Source organism: Salipiger mangrovisoli, assembly GCF_015223355.1.
Classification (GTDB): domain Bacteria; phylum Pseudomonadota; class Alphaproteobacteria; order Rhodobacterales; family Rhodobacteraceae; genus Salipiger; species Salipiger mangrovisoli.
The window spans coordinates 491,891-506,485 of the sequence record NZ_JADFFK010000001.1 but is presented as its reverse complement, the minus strand read 5'-3'; the positions used below and the strand labels follow the sequence as shown (position 1 = coordinate 506,485).

General features: G+C 67.3%; 13 protein-coding genes. 9 read left to right on the top strand and 4 right to left on the bottom strand.

Features of this window, described 5'->3' with window-relative positions:
- Positions 1-165: 165 nt before the first annotated feature.
- Genes abc-f through IQ782_RS02445 form a run of 3 tightly spaced genes read left to right on the top strand, consistent with a single transcriptional unit; the run spans position 166 to position 3,345 of the window.
- A complete protein-coding gene (gene abc-f / locus IQ782_RS02455) occupies positions 166-2,025 on the top strand; it encodes a ribosomal protection-like ABC-F family protein (protein ID WP_194133004.1) in 1,860 nt (619 codons plus the stop codon).
- 50 nt (positions 2,026-2,075) lie between these two features.
- Positions 2,076-2,702 (top strand): MarC family protein, encoded by a 627-nt coding sequence (locus IQ782_RS02450; RefSeq protein WP_194133003.1) that lies wholly within the window; start codon positions 2,076-2,078, stop codon positions 2,700-2,702.
- Positions 2,703-2,760: 58 nt separating this feature from the next.
- Positions 2,761-3,345 carry a retropepsin-like aspartic protease family protein gene (locus IQ782_RS02445; protein ID WP_194133002.1) on the top strand — a complete coding sequence of 195 codons (585 nt, stop codon included), beginning with the start codon at positions 2,761-2,763 and terminating at the stop codon, positions 3,343-3,345.
- A 3-nt stretch (positions 3,346-3,348) separates the two neighbouring features.
- On the opposite strand, the gene IQ782_RS02440 is transcribed toward IQ782_RS02445, so the two are convergent.
- The 4 genes from IQ782_RS02440 to IQ782_RS02425 all read right to left on the bottom strand — a co-directional run bounded on the left by IQ782_RS02440 (position 3,349) and on the right by IQ782_RS02425 (position 6,920).
- The gene (locus IQ782_RS02440) at positions 3,349-4,008 is read right to left on the bottom strand and encodes a Crp/Fnr family transcriptional regulator (protein WP_194133001.1); all 660 of its coding nucleotides are present in this window, start codon (positions 4,006-4,008) and stop codon (positions 3,349-3,351) included.
- 553 nt (positions 4,009-4,561) lie between these two features.
- Positions 4,562-5,020, bottom strand: a complete 459-nt coding sequence (locus tag IQ782_RS02435) for a DNA polymerase III subunit chi (RefSeq protein ID WP_194133000.1) — start codon at positions 5,018-5,020, stop codon at positions 4,562-4,564.
- A 4-nt stretch (positions 5,021-5,024) separates the two neighbouring features.
- Complete coding sequence (locus IQ782_RS02430) at positions 5,025-5,444, bottom strand: VOC family protein (protein WP_194132999.1); 420 nt, start codon at positions 5,442-5,444, stop codon at positions 5,025-5,027.
- A 3-nt stretch (positions 5,445-5,447) separates the two neighbouring features.
- A complete protein-coding gene (locus IQ782_RS02425; RefSeq protein WP_194132998.1) occupies positions 5,448-6,920 on the bottom strand; it encodes a leucyl aminopeptidase in 1,473 nt (490 codons plus the stop codon).
- Positions 6,921-7,073: 153 nt separating this feature from the next.
- Between IQ782_RS02425 and lptF the strand changes: the two genes are divergently transcribed.
- The 6 genes from lptF to rsmA all read left to right on the top strand — a co-directional run bounded on the left by lptF (position 7,074) and on the right by rsmA (position 14,555).
- Complete coding sequence (gene lptF / locus IQ782_RS02420) at positions 7,074-8,198, top strand: LPS export ABC transporter permease LptF (protein ID WP_194133208.1); 1,125 nt, start codon at positions 7,074-7,076, stop codon at positions 8,196-8,198.
- On the top strand, positions 8,195-9,289 hold the full coding sequence (gene lptG / locus IQ782_RS02415) for an LPS export ABC transporter permease LptG (protein ID WP_194132997.1): 1,095 nt from the start codon (positions 8,195-8,197) through the stop codon (positions 9,287-9,289). The genes lptF and lptG overlap by 4 nt, the downstream gene beginning before the upstream one ends.
- Positions 9,286-11,451, top strand: a complete 2,166-nt coding sequence (locus IQ782_RS02410; protein ID WP_194132996.1) for an LPS-assembly protein LptD — start codon at positions 9,286-9,288, stop codon at positions 11,449-11,451. The genes lptG and IQ782_RS02410 overlap by 4 nt, the downstream gene beginning before the upstream one ends.
- Positions 11,442-12,668 carry a peptidylprolyl isomerase gene (locus tag IQ782_RS02405; protein WP_194132995.1) on the top strand — a complete coding sequence of 409 codons (1,227 nt, stop codon included), beginning with the start codon at positions 11,442-11,444 and terminating at the stop codon, positions 12,666-12,668. Before IQ782_RS02410 ends, IQ782_RS02405 begins: the two co-directional genes overlap by 10 nt.
- Positions 12,665-13,648, top strand: a complete 984-nt coding sequence (pdxA, locus tag IQ782_RS02400) for a 4-hydroxythreonine-4-phosphate dehydrogenase PdxA (RefSeq protein ID WP_194132994.1) — start codon at positions 12,665-12,667, stop codon at positions 13,646-13,648. Before IQ782_RS02405 ends, pdxA begins: the two co-directional genes overlap by 4 nt.
- A 67-nt stretch (positions 13,649-13,715) precedes the next feature.
- Positions 13,716-14,555 carry a 16S rRNA (adenine(1518)-N(6)/adenine(1519)-N(6))-dimethyltransferase RsmA gene (gene rsmA, locus IQ782_RS02395; RefSeq protein WP_194132993.1) on the top strand — a complete coding sequence of 280 codons (840 nt, stop codon included), beginning with the start codon at positions 13,716-13,718 and terminating at the stop codon, positions 14,553-14,555.
- The last annotated feature ends 40 nt before the right edge of the window (positions 14,556-14,595 follow it).

Genomic DNA, 14,595 nt, shown 5'->3' with positions numbered 1-14,595 from the left:
TTCACCCCCGGCGTATTTTCGAAGAGAAGAATCCGGGCCGAGGCGTGCTTCTTCTCTTCCCAAATACGCACGGCGCAGCATCGCGGTCGAGAGGATCGGTGGGCAAAGGCGATATGCGCGCGAAGGGGGATGTTGCCCGCCCGAAGGCTCTGCTATGGGCGGGCCATGCTGAGTATTCGAGACATCTCCTATTCCGTCGAAGGCCGCCCTCTGCTCGAGGAGGCCTCCGCCGTGATTCCCGCGGGCCACAAGGTTGGCCTCGTCGGTCCCAATGGCGCGGGCAAGACCACGCTCTTCCGGCTCATCCGCGGCGAGCTGACGCTCGACGGCGGCGAGATCGAGCTGCCCGCCCGCGCCAAGATCGGCGGCGTGGCACAGGAGGCCCCGGCCTCGGATGTCTCGCTGATCGAGACGGTGCTGGCCTGCGATCTCGAGCGTGCCGCGTTGATGGCCGAGGCCGAGACCGCCACCGACCCGCACCGCATCGCCGACATCCAGACCCGGCTCGCCGACATCGACGCCTGGTCCGCCGAGGCGCGCGCCGCGACCATCCTCAAGGGGCTCGGTTTCGACGAGGTGGCGCAGCAGCGCCCCTGCTCGGACTTCTCGGGCGGCTGGCGGATGCGCGTGGCGCTCGCGGGCGTGCTCTTTGCCCAGCCGGACCTGCTGCTGCTCGACGAGCCGACCAACTACCTCGATCTCGAGGGGGCGCTCTGGCTGGAAAGCTATCTTCAGAGCTACCCGCACACGGTGATCGTGATCAGCCACGACCGCGGCCTGCTCAACCGCGCGGTGGGGGCGATCCTGCACCTCGAGGAGCGCAAGCTGGTGCTCTACCAGGGCAATTACGACACCTTCGCGCGCACCCGCGCCGAGCGCCGCGCCGTGCTCGCGGCGGCGGCCAAGAAGCAGGACGAGCGCCGCGCCCACCTGCAAAGCTTCGTCGACCGTTTCCGCGCCAAGGCCTCGAAGGCCCGGCAGGCGCAGGCGCGCGTCAAGATGCTCGAGAAGATGGAGCGGATCACCGCGCCCGAGGAGGCGGCGAAGCGCGTCTTCACCTTCCCGCAGCCCGACGAGCTGTCGCCTCCGATCCTCGCCATCGAGAACGGCTCGACCGGCTACGGCGACAAGGTGGTGCTGCGCAAGCTCTCGCTGCGCATCGACCAGGACGACCGCATCGCGCTGCTCGGCCGCAACGGCCAGGGCAAGTCGACGCTGTCGAAGCTGTTTTCCGGGCGGCTGGCGCTGATGGACGGCAAGATGACGTCAAGCTCCAAGCTGCGCATCGGCTATTTCGCCCAGCACCAGGTCGACGAGCTGCATCTCGACGAAACGCCCTTGCAGCACCTGCAGCGCGAGCGCCCGGACACCGCCCCCTCGAAGCTGCGCGCGCAGCTCGCGGGCTTCGGGCTCGGCGCCAACCAGGCCGAGACCGAGGTGGGCCGCCTCTCGGGCGGGCAGAAGGCGCGGCTCTCTCTGCTGCTGGCGACGCTGGATGCGCCGCACATGCTGATCCTCGACGAGCCGACCAACCACCTCGACATCGAAAGCCGCGAGGCGCTGGTCGAGGCGCTGACCGCCTATTCCGGCGCGGTGATCCTCGTTTCGCACGACATGCACCTCTTGGGACTGGTGGCCGACCGGCTGTGGCTGGTCAAGGACGGCACGGTCACCCCCTACGAGGATGACCTCGAGGCCTACCGCAAGCTGCTGCTGACCCAGGACAAGCCCGAAAAGCCGGGCAAGCCGGAGAAAGCGGCGGCGAAGCCCAAGCGCGCCAGCCGCGACGAGATCCTCGCGCTGCGCTCCGAGGCGCGCAAATGCGAGGAGCGCGTCGCCAAGATCGAGGAGATGCGCGAGAAGCTCGCCACCAAGCTCGCCAACCCGGACCTCTACGAGACCAGCCGCGCCGGTGAGCTGGAGACCTGGAACCGCAAGTACGCCGAGGTCATGGACGGGCTGCACCGCGCCGAGGCGCTGTGGGAAGCGGCGATGGAGAAGCTCGAGATCGCACAAGCCGGCTGAGACGCAAGGCTTCGCTGGACAGGCCCATCCAAAGGCCCTAGCCATTTCGCATGGACATGGCCTTTCTCATCAGCGCCTTCGCCACGCTCTTCGTGGTGATCGACCCGATCGGGCTGACCCCGGTCTTCATCGCGCTGACCCAGGGCGCCGATGCCCCGCACCGGCGGGCCGTCGGGATCCGGGCCTGCATCACCGCGCTGGCGATCCTCATGCTCTTCGCCTTCTTCGGCGAGGCGGTGCTGGGCTTCATCGGGATTTCGATGTCGGCCTTCCGCATCTCGGGCGGGCTGCTGCTGTTCCTCACCGCGCTCGACATGCTGTTCGAGCGCCGCACCAAGCGGCGCGAGGACAAGGTCGAGGACGAGGTCATGCCCGATCCCTCGATCTTCCCCATCGCAATCCCGCTGATCGCCGGCCCCGGCGCCATCGCCTCGATCATCCTGCTGGTCGGTCAGTCCGGCGGCCCGCTCGAAACCGCCATGGTGCTTGGCGTGCTGGTGGTCGTGCTGCTGATGACCCTCGCCTGTTTCTTCGTCGCCGGCCCGATCGAGCACGCGCTCGGCCATGTCGGCATCGTGGTGGTCACCCGGCTCTTCGGCATGCTGCTCGCGGCGCTGGCGGTGCAATTCGTCATCGACGGCATCCGCGGGATCGACTGGTCCGGCGTCTTCGGCTGAGAGTAGCAGGATGCGGGCAAAGCCCCTACATTGCTCTTGAAGCCAGGGGAGCACGCATTTGTCCGACATTGAAATTGGCCGCCTCGGCTATCTCGGCCTGCTGCTCACGGCGCTGGTGCTGTGGATGTTCGTGCAGCACCGCGGACGGCTGGTGCAGAAACTCCAGCAGCTCGCGGCCTGGGGGCTGATCTTCCTGGCGGTGATCGCCGCGATCGGCCTGTGGGACGACATCCGCCACACGGTGGCACCGCAGCAGTCGGTCTTTGCCGATCAGGGCCGGATCGAGCTGCCGCGCGCGCCGGACGGGCATTATTACATGACGCTCTTGATCAACGGCACGCCGGTGAATTTCGTCGTCGATACCGGCGCAACCGGCATGGTGCTGACCCGGCAGGACGCCGAGCGCGTCGGAATCACCCCGGACGACCTGGCCTTTCACGCCAGCGCCCGCACGGCAAACGGCGCGGTGGAAACCGCGCCGGTCCGGCTCGACCGGGTCGCGCTGGGGGCGATCGAGGACCGCAACCTTCCGGCCTTCGTCAACGGCGGCGAGATGGACAACTCGCTGCTCGGAATGAGCTACCTTCAGCGCTTCGACCGGCTGGAAATCTCCGGTGGCAAGATGGTGCTCGAACGGCGCTGAGCCTCAGACCTCGATCTTCAGACGGTCGCGGTCGAGCACCGCGATGGCACCGCGCCGAATCTCGATCACGCCGTCGCGCCGCAGGTCGCCCAGCAGCTTGTTGATCGTCTGGCGCGAGCAGCCGACCATAGAGGCCAGGTAGGACTGGCTCAGCCGTGCCTCGCGATGGGTCTCGGTGGTGAACTGGTGCAGGTACATGCAAAGCCGCTCCTCGACCGAGAAGAACTGCGCAATGGCCCGCAGCTCGTTGTCGCGGGTCAGCCGGGTCTGCATGATCGCCGCGGAGTTGCGCAGCAACAGCGCCGGCGGGATGTGCTTCAGCAGCAGCTCGAAGGAACAGGCCAGCACCACGGCGTCCGGCAAGGTGCGGCAGGTCGACGAACAGGTCGTTCCGGACAACCCCTCGACCTCTCCCAGCACCTCGCCCGGCCCGGCAACGTGCAAGACGGCGGCATTGCCCTGCTTGTCGAGGTAGATCACTTCGACCCGCCCCTTCGCGATGAGGTACATATACGGCGTGGTCTCGCCCTGCCGCAGAATGTCGGTCGGCGCTTCATGGCGCTGGACGATGCACTCGCCAAGCAGGGCTTCGGTTTGCTCGCGGCCCATCCCCTCGAAGAGAGGACAATCGAGCAGCGGCCCGTATTCGATAGGAGTTGTCATGAAATCAGTCCGATAGCCACTTGGCGGGATGACGCAAGGGCAAAACGCGTGAAATTGTTGTCGGACGCACAAAAAACCGGCCCGAGGACGAGCCGCTCCGGGGCACAGGGGCCCGGCATGTGCATTGCACGGCGTGGATGAGACATGGCCATTTCGGCATCGTGCCTGCGTCGCCCAAGACCGAAACGATCCAATCTTGCGGCGGCGACGGAAGACGATGCCGAAATGGCCGATACTCGTATACCCTCACCCTCGCGCGGCAAGGACCGCACAAGACAGGCTCGAGCCCCGAAAAACATGCCAGAGGCATCGGGCCTGCGGCTTCCATGTAGGTGATTTTCCGCCGATCTGTGTAAGTGAGACGACACTGCTCTCATTATTCTCAAGAAATTTTCTATTTATTTGTTCATTTTTTTTCTGGGCATGGAAACACGCCCACTTACATTCACGATGGGCGAAAAATTGCCCAAATGTCAAACATGATCACCTTAAGCGCGAGTTCCGAAGGGTAAATCCCCGGCAAGCAGTGTCCAAAGCGCGACAAGCGCCACGCTCAGGATTCCGCTTTCTTCTCCCAGCGCCCACTTTCCTCGGACCAGTATTGCGCGGCGATTCCAGCGCCGGTCAGCGCCTTCCACTGACCGCGCGCAACGTCGAGCGCCTGCGGATCCATTCCGTCGAAAAGGATGCAGACCCGCTCCATCGCGCCAACGTCTTCGGCGGAGACCGCCGCGCCGTCCACCGACATCAGGCAGCTGGGGCTGTTGGGCAGATCCGCCCGCTCGGTCAGCAGCACCGGCTGATCCGCGTCATGCGGACCCCCGGCCCGGCCATGCGGCAGGAAACCGTCCTCTGGGCCCAGCCACAGGCGCTCGTCCAGCCAGTCCAGCCGCCGCGGGTCGCCGCCGCGCACCGCGACACGCCAGCCCGCCGCGAGGGATTTTTCCAGCAGCATCGAGAGGGTTTCCTCGACCGGCCGCTGCGTGAGATGATAAAACATCGCGACACCCATGGCCTCAGCCCTCCTCGGTTTCGCCGTGATCGGCCTCGGGATGGTACTCGCCGAAGGTCCAGATCTGCCCCTCGGGATCGCGCACCGTATAGCTCTGCCCGCCATAGGGCTGCTCTTCCAAAGGCAGCACGACCTCGGCGCCTGCCGCCACGGCACGGGCGTAATGCCCCGCCACGTTGGAGACCACCACATAGATCGTGCCGGTGACGCCGCCCGCTGCCTCGGGCGAGACGATCAGCCTGCCGAAGTCGTTGTTGTGCGCTGCCGGGCCGAACATGATGATCCCGTCGCCAAGCTTCAGCTCGGCATGGAGGATTCCACCCTCCGCATCGCGATAGACCGCATGGTCCCGGAACCCGAGAGCCCCGGTCAGGAAGGCGAGCATCGCCTCGGTGTCACGATAGCGCAGCGCGGGAACGATCATGCCTCAGCCGTCCTTGCTCTCGAAACGGTCACGGATAAGACGGTCGAGCGACAGGACCCCCCAGCCGGTGGCCCCGGCGGGTGCCAGCAGCGAGGCCGACTTCAGCTTTGCAACGCCGGCGATGTCCAGATGGATCCACGGCATGTCGTCTTTCACGAAGCGTTTGAGGAACTGCGCCGCGGTGATCGAGCCCGCGGGCCGCCCGCCGATGTTTTTCATATCTGCCAGCGGCGACTTCAGCATATCGTCATAGGCCTGTCCCAGTGGCATCCGCCAGGCGCCCTCGCCCTCGGCCTTCGCGGCCTTGAGGAAGGCGTCGGCAAACCCGTCATCATTGGCGTAGACCGCCGCGTTCTCGTGCCCCAGCGCCACGATGCAGGCCCCGGTCAGGGTCGCGAGATCGACCATCGCGATGGGCTTCACGTGTTGCTGCGCGTACCACAGCACGTCGCAGAGTACGAGCCGCCCCTCGGCGTCGGTGTTGAGGATCTCGATCGTGTCGCCCTTCATCGACGCCACGATGTCGCCGGGACGCATCGCCGTGCCCGAGGGCATGTTCTCGACCAGACCGACAAGCCCCACCACATGCGCCTTGGCCTTGCGCAGCGCCAGCGCCTTCATCACGCCCGCGACGGTGCCCGCGCCGCCCATGTCCATGGTCATGTCTTCCATTCCCGGACCCGGCTTCAGCGAGATGCCGCCGGTGTCGAAGACCACGCCCTTGCCGACCAGCGCCAGCGGATCGCCCTCGGCCCCCTTCCAGCGCATGACCACCATCTTCGACGGCGCGGCAGAGCCCTGCCCCACGGCCAGCAGCGCGTTCATGCCAAGCTCGGCCATGCGGGCCTCTTCGAGCACCTCGACCTCGATCCCGAGCGCGGTCAACTCCTGAAGCCGGCCCGCGAACTCCTCGGTGGTCAGCACGTTGGCGGGCTCGCTCACCAGATCGCGGGTGAAGGCGACTCCCTCGCCCACCGCCAGCAGCGAGGCCGCGGCCTTGCTGGTCTCATCGGGCTTGGCACAAAGGATGGTCGCGGTCGCCGGCGCTTCGGAACTCTCGGACTTGTGATTGACCACCGCGTGCCCCCGCAGCGCCAGACCCAGCGCCAAATGCGGCAGCCGCGCGGTGCTTTCCGCGACAACGGTCAGCGCCATGGTGCCTGTGGCCACCGCCAGCGCGGCACCCGCGCTGCGCGCCTCGGCAGCGGTTCCGCGGCGCTCGAGTTTCACCACGTCCAGCGCCTCGACCGCCAGCCCGGCGGGATAGGTCAGCGTCACCATCTCGCCGGTTTTCGCCTTTTGCCAGCGATCCGAGGCCAGAACACGCGCCAGCGCGCCCTTCGTCAGCCGGTTGAGACGCCGCGCAGCCGGGCTCATGCGGCCCTCGGCATTGATCAGCAGCGCCATCCTGCCGGAGCATTCCGCCAGCCCATCGAGGTCCACCGCCGAGAATTCGAATCTGCGCAGCTGCGTCATCCGCCTGCCTCCCCTGTTGCCGTCTCTGGTCCGAGAGTCCTAGAGCCCCGCAATCGGGTTGACCAGAGGCACCTTTTCCCGCGATGAGCGTTGGTCTAGGGTCGTCACCAAAGGAAAGCCGGGGGATTAATAGTGCAGAGATTCGACAGATACATGCTGTCGCAGCTCATGGTCCTGTTCGGGTTTTTCTCGCTGGTTCTGGTGATGGTCTACTGGGTGAACCGCGCGGTAAGCCTGTTCGGTGACCTGATCGCCGATGGCCACTCGGGCAGCGTCTTCATCGAATTCACGCTGCTCAGCCTGCCCGCGGTGATCGCCATCGTGCTGCCCATCGCCGCCTTTGCGGCCTCGGTCTACGTGATCAACCGATCGAGCAACGATTCGGAGCTGACCGTGGTGCAGGCCACCGGTTACTCGCCATGGCGTCTGGCCCGCCCGGTGCTGGTGTTCGGGCTGATCATCGGCGCGATGATGGCGGTGCTGGCGCATGTGCTGGTGCCGCTCTCCTACGGGCAGCTGCGCGAGCGCGAGGCCGAGATCTCGGGCTCGGTCTCGGCCCGGCTGCTGCACGAGGGCACCTTCCTGCATCCGGCCAAGGGCGTCACCTTCTACATCCGCGAGATTTCGCCCGAGGGCGAGCTGCGCGACGTCTTCCTGTCGGACCGCCGCCTGAAGGACCGCGAGGTGATCTACACCGCGCGCACCGCCTACATCGTGCGCAGCGAGAACGATGCCACGATGTTGACCATGGTCGAGGGCACCGCACAGACCCTGCGCCGCGCGGACAAGGCGCTGTCCACCACGACCTTCAGCGACCTGACCTACGATATCTCGAGCCTCATCACCCCGGACCGCCGCCCCGGCCGCCGCGCGCGGCAGATCGGCACGTTCGAGCTGCTGGCCGACACCGAGGCCGTCGCCATCGAGGTCAATGACACCATCGGCGAAATCCTCGAGGAAGCGCATATGCGCTTCGAGCAACCTCTGCTCTGCGTGGTGGCGGCGCTGATCGGCTACGCGGCGCTGATGACCGGCAGCTTCTCGCGCTTCGGCGTCACGCGGCAGATCGTCGGTGCCATCTTCCTGCTGGTGCTGATCAAGATCATCGAGAGTTCGGTCTCGACGCCGGTGCGGACGAACCCCGCGCTCTGGCCGCTCATATACCTGCCCAGTCTCGTCGGCTTCGCGATCAGCGGCACCATGCTCTGGCACGCCTCTCGGATGCGGCGACCCGGCAAGCGCAGCCGCACCACACCTGTCCCCGGAGCGGCGGCATGATCCTGCATTTCTACTTCGCCCGGCGTTTCCTGAAGTTCTTCCTCGCCATCGCGCTGATCTTCGCGCTGTTCTTCTTCCTGGTCGACCTGGTCGAGCAACTGCGCAAATTCGGCGAAAAGGTGAGCTTCGGGCAGGTGCTGCACATGACGCTGCTGAACCTGCCCGGCGGCACCTACACCATCCTGCCGCTGGTCACGATTCTTGCCGCCATCGCGCTCTGCATCTCGCTGGCGCGCAGCTCGGAACTGGTGGTCAGCCGGGCAGCGGGCCGGTCGGGGCTGGCCGCGCTGATGGGTCCGGTGGGCGTTGCCCTGGTGATCGCCGGGCTGGCCGTCGGGATGCTCAATCCCATCGTCGCCGCCACCTCGAAGCGGGCCGCGGACCTCGAACAGGACTGGGACAGCGACGGCGGCTCGATCCTGTCGATCGGCGCCGAGGGCCTGTGGTTGCGCCAGGGCACGGGCGGCGCGCAGACGGTGATCCGCGCCAGCCGCACCAACCCCGATGCCAGTGTGCTCTACGACGTGAGCTTCGTCTCCTACGCTGCGGGCGGCGGACCCGAGCAGCGGATCGTCGCCGAACGCGGCCAGCTCGAGGCCGGCGACTGGGTTCTGACCAATGCCAAGACCTGGCCGCTGGGCGACACCGCCAACCCGGAGCAGGCCGCAGAAACCTACGCCGAGCTGCGCCTGCCCTCGAACCTGACCCAAGACGGCATCCGCGACCGCTTCGGCCAGCCTTCGGCGATTCCCATCTGGGAATTGCCGGCGTTCATTCACGGCCTGGAAGAAGCAGGCTTCTCGGCGCGCCGCCACATCGTCTGGCTGCAATCGGAACTGGCGCAGCCGATCTTCCTGGTGGCCATGGTGCTGGTCGCCGCGGGGTTCACCATGCGCCCCGCACGGCTCGCCAACACCGGTCTGTCGGTGCTCGCGGCGGTCATGCTCGGCTTCGGGCTTTACTACGTCAGGAACTTCGCGCAGATCCTCGGCGAAAACGGGCAGCTCAACCCGCTGCTCGCCGCATGGGTGCCACCCGTCGCCGCCTTGCTGCTGGCGCTCGGACTGGTGCTTCAGATGGAGGAAGGATGACTCCCAAGACCCGCCTGCTCGCCACGGCGCTGGCGCTGAGCCTGCCGCTCGCCGCCGCGCTGCCTCAGACCCTGCGCGCGCAGACCTCCACCCAGATTTCCCCCTCCGAGGGCGAAAGTCCGGCGATCCTCGTCGCCGACGAAGTCTTTGTCGAAGACGGCAACCGCCTGATCGCCCAGGGCAATGTCGAGGCGCTCCAGGATGGTACGCGGCTTGCCGCCAGCCGGATCGTCTATGACCAGAAGTCGGGAACGCTCGACATCGAAGGCCCGGTGCGCATCACCGACGCCTCGGGCAACCTTTTGCTCGCCGAAAGCGCGCAACTCGACGAGGGCATCCGCAACGGCATCCTGCTTGGGGCCCGCATGGTGATGGAAGACCAGCTCCAGCTCGCCGCGGTCGAGGCGCGCCGGGCGGAGGGGCGCTTCACCCAGCTCAGCCGCGTCGCCGTGAGCTCCTGCCAGGTTTGCGGCCCCGACGAGGTGCCACTCTGGGCAATTCGCGCAGAGCGCATCGTGCACGACCAGGTCTCCCGGCAATTCTACCTTGAAGGAGCGCAGCTGCGCGTGCTCGACGTGCCGCTCCTCTGGCTGCCCAGCGTGCGCCTGCCCGACCCTTCGCTGAAACGCGCGCGCGGCTTCCTCGTCCCTTCCTACCGGACGACGACGCTGCTCGGTTTCGGAGTGAAGATTCCCTATTTCATCCCGATCGGCGATCACCAGGACGTCACGCTTACGCCCTATATCTCCTCGGTCACCAAAACCCTCGAGACGCGCTACCGCCGCGCCTTCGTCAACGGCGACGTCGAGGTCAACGGCGCGCTGACCCGCGACACGCTGACCAGCGACGAGACCCGCGGCTACCTGTTCGCCGAGGGCAATTTCGGCCTGCGCAACGAGTTCCAGCTCGATTTCGACCTCAAGATGGTCAGCGACGAGGCCTATCTCAACGACTACGACTACGAGGATCTCGACCGTCTCGACAGCACGATCGAGCTGTCGCGCGCACGCTCGGACGACTTGCTGCAGATCGGCCTGGCGCATTACCAGTCCCTGCGCGCCTCGGAAAAGGACGCGCTGCTGCCGTCCTGGATCATCGATACGTCCTACGAAAAGCGCTTCTTCCCGAACCGGATCGGTGGCGAGCTGCGGCTGGGCACCGAGATCCATGGCCACTACCGCGCCTCTTCGGACGATATCGAAGGGCGCGATGTTGCCCGGCTCAGCGCCGAGGCGAGCTGGCGGCGGCGCTGGACGCTGGACGGCGGGCTCCGCTTCGGGGTGACCACCGAGCTTTGGTTCGACCGCTACGCCTACCGCCAGGACAGCTTGTCAGAAAGCGATGTCTCGCGCGCCATGGCAGGCACCGCGCTTGAACTGCGCTGGCCGCTTGTCCGGCACGGCGCGGACGGCTCGCACACGCTGCTCGAGCCGGTGATGCAATACGGGCTGATGGGCGGCAGCCGGGTCAACATCGTCGCCGATGAAAGCACCCGCGTCGAATTCGACGAGGCCAACCTGCTGGCGCTGTCACGCTTCCCAGCGGCCGACCGCCGCGAGCACGGCCAGACGCTGGCCGCCGGCCTGCGCTGGCTGCACGAGGCGCCCCAGGGCTGGCGCGCCAGCATGACCATGGGCCGGGTCTGGCAGGACGAGGTCGACGAGGACTTCAGCCAGTCCACGGGCCTCGACAGCGCGCTGTCGGACTGGCTCGTCGCCGCCGGCTTCAGCAACGACAGCGGCCTGACCATCTCTGCCCGCGGGCTGATGGCGGATGCCAGCGACCTGAACAAGGCCGAGGCACGGGTCGATTGGTCCAACGACCGTATCGATCTCGGCGCCTCTTACCTGCTGCTGGTACAGGACGCTCAGGAAGAGCGCGACGAGACCCAGTCCGAATGGTCACTCGAAGGCAGCTACCGTTTCGCGACCAATTGGACCAGCTCGGCAGAATGGCGCTACGACCTTGCCGATCAACGGCTTGACCGCAGCGGTTTCGGCCTGCAATACCGCAATGAATGCGTCCAGGTCGACTTCTCGGTGACGCGCAAATACGCGTCCTCGACCAACCTGGAACCGTCCACCGATTATGGCCTCTCCGTGGCGCTGACTGGCTTCGGAACCTCGGAAAGCGCCAAGGAGTATCGACGCCAATGCAAGTGATCCCCGCACGTTTCCTCCGCTCCGTCATCTGTGCCGCCGGGCTGGCGCTCGCCCCGGTGGCGCTGCCGGCACAGGGGCTCTTCTCGCCCGCGATCCTCGTCGACGAGATGGTGATCACCACCTACGAGATCCAGCAGCGCGCCCGGATGATCGAGGTGCTGAACTCGGGCACCGATCCGATCTCCCTCGCCCGCGAGCAGCTCGTTGACGACCGGCTGCGGCTGCAAGCCGCCAAGGACGCCGGCATCGTGCCGACCGACGAGGAACTTCGCGACGGCATGACCGAGTTCGCGCAGCGCGGCAACCTCAGCCTGGAGCAGTTCGTCGGCGTGCTGGCGCAGAACGGCGTTGAAGAACAGACCTTCCGCGACTTCGTGCGCGCCGGCTTCGCCTGGCGGCAGCTGGTGCAGCAGCGCTTCCAGGCCCGCACCAACGTCAGCGACGAGGAAGTCGACCGCGCGCTTTCGGGCAGCGGCACCGGCTCGAACGTGCGCGTGCTCCTGTCCGAGCTGATCATCCCGATCCGCCCCGGCACCGAGCAGCAGGTCCAGAGCCTGGCCGAGCGCATCTCGCAGTACCGCTCGACCGCCGAGTTCTCGGCCGCCGCGCGCGAATATTCCGCCACCGCGACCCGCGGCGAAGGCGGCCGCCTGCCCTGGCAGGACCTGTCCGAGCTGCCGCCGGTGCTGCGCCCGCTGGTCATCGGCCTGTCGCCGGGCGAGGTGACCGCGCCGATCCCGATCCCGGGGGCCGTGGCGCTGTTCCAGATGCGCCAGGTCGAGGAAACCGGCTATTCGGCCCCCGAGATCGCCTCGGTGGATTACGCGACCTATTACATGGCCGGCGGCCGCAGCCCCGAGACCCTGGCCAAGGCCCGCGTGCTGGCCAGCAAGGTCGATCGCTGCGATGATCTCTATGGCTATGCCAAGGGTCAGCCCGCCGAGGTGCTCCAGCGCCAATCGATGGCGCCTTCCGAGCTTCCGACCGACATCGCCTACGAGCTCTCGAAGCTTGATCCGGGCGAGATCTCCACGGCGCTGACCCGCTCGAACGGGCAGACGCTGATGGTGCTCATGCTGTGCGGCCGCACCGCCAGCGTCGCGGCGGACGCCGATCGCCAGCAGGTGACCATCGGGCTGCGCAACCAGCGGCTCAACCAGATGGCCGAGGCCTATCTCGCCCAGCTGCGCGCCAACGCGCATATCGTGGAGAAATGAGCGCGGCCCCGGCCCTGCCCATCGCGCTGTCCTGCGGCGAGCCCTCGGGCATCGGTCCCGAGCTTGCCGAGGCATGCTGGTCAGAGCTGGGGGCCTCGCTGCCGTTCTTCTGGATCGGCGAGCCCCGGCACCTTCCGGGCGGCGTTCCGCACGTTGTGATCGACCGCCCCGCCGAGGCAGCCGGGGCCGCGACCCGCGGTCTGCCGGTGCTGGTGCAGGAAATGCCGGGTCCGCGCCTGCCCGGCGTGCCACAGGCGGTGCAGGCGGCGGGCGTGGTGGCGGCCATCGAGCGCGGTGTCGCACTCTGCCGGTCTGGCGAGGCGGCGGCGCTCTGCACCCTCCCCATCTCCAAGCAGGCGCTGGCCGAGGGATGCGGCTTCGCCTTCCCCGGCCACACCGAGTTCCTTGCCCATCTTGGCGGCGTGCCCGAGGTGGTGATGATGCTCGCCTGCCCCGAGCTGAAGGTGGTGCCCGCCACCATCCACATCGCGCTCGAGGAGGTGCCGCAGGCGCTGACCTCGGAGCTTCTGGAAGCGCGGCTCAGGATCACCCATGACGCCATGGCGGGCTTCGGCATTCCGCATCCGCGCATCGCCGTCGCGGGACTGAACCCGCACGCCGGCGAAGGCGGACGCATGGGGATGCAGGAAATCGAGATGATCTCCCCGCTGCTGGACCGGCTGCGCGGCGAAGGCATGGACCTTGCCGGCCCGCTGCCCGCCGACACCATGTTCCACGCCGCCGCCCGCGCCCGCTACGACGTGGCGGTCTGCATGTACCACGATCAGGCGCTGATCCCGGTCAAGACGCTGGGCTTCGACGAGGGCGTCAACGTGACGCTGGGCCTGCCCTTCGTGCGCACCTCGCCCGACCATGGCACCGCCTTCGACATCGCGGGCAAGGGGATCGCCAATCCCTCCTCGACGCTGGCCGCGCTGCGCATGGCCGCCGAGCTTTCGGCTGGCGCGGCACGCGGGTAAGGGTATAGAGGGGCTCTGCCCCTCGCCCTGCGGGCACACCCCGGAGTATTCAAGGAAAGATGACAGCATGAGCGGGATCGACGGCCTTCCTCCGCTGCGCGAGGTGATCGCGACGCATCAGCTCAGCGCCAAGAAGTCGCTGGGCCAGAACTTCCTGCTCGACCTGAACCTGACCGCCAAGATCGCGCGGGCGGCGGGGGACCTTTCGGGCATGGACGTGCTCGAGGTCGGCCCCGGCCCGGGTGGCCTCACCCGCGGCCTGCTCGCCGAGGGCGCGCGCCGGGTGCTTGCGGTGGAAAAGGACGAGCGCTGCCTGCCGGCGCTGGACGAGATCGCGCGGCATTACGAGGGCCGGCTCGAGGTGATCAATGGCGACGCGCTGCAGGTCGACCCGCTGGAGAAGCTGACCCCGCCGATCGCCATCTGCGCCAACCTGCCCTACAACGTCGGCACCGAGTTGCTGGTGCGCTGGCTGACCCCGACCGACTGGCCGCCGTTCTGGTCGACGCTGACGCTGATGTTCCAGCGCGAAGTGGCCGAGCGCATCGTGGCGCAGCCGGGATCGAAGGCCTACGGTCGGCTGGCGCTGCTGGCGCAATGGCGCTGCGAGGCGCGCATCGTGATCAGCCTGCCGCCCTCGGCCTTCACCCCGCCGCCCAAGGTCTCCTCGGCCGTGGTGCACCTGAAGGCGCTGCCCGAGCCGCGCTTCCCCGCCGATGCCAAGACGCTGGAACGGGTGGTCGCCATGGCCTTCAACCAGCGCCGCAAGATGCTGCGCGCCGCGCTCAAGGGGCTGGCGCCGGACATCGAGGAGAAGCTGCTGGCCGCGGGCATCGAGCCCACCGAGCGCGCCGAGCAGGTCTCGCTCGAGCAGTTCTGCGCATTGGCGCGGGTGATCAAGGGCTGAAACGCCCGCCCCGCTGCGTCGGCGTCGGCTTGAGCCCGGG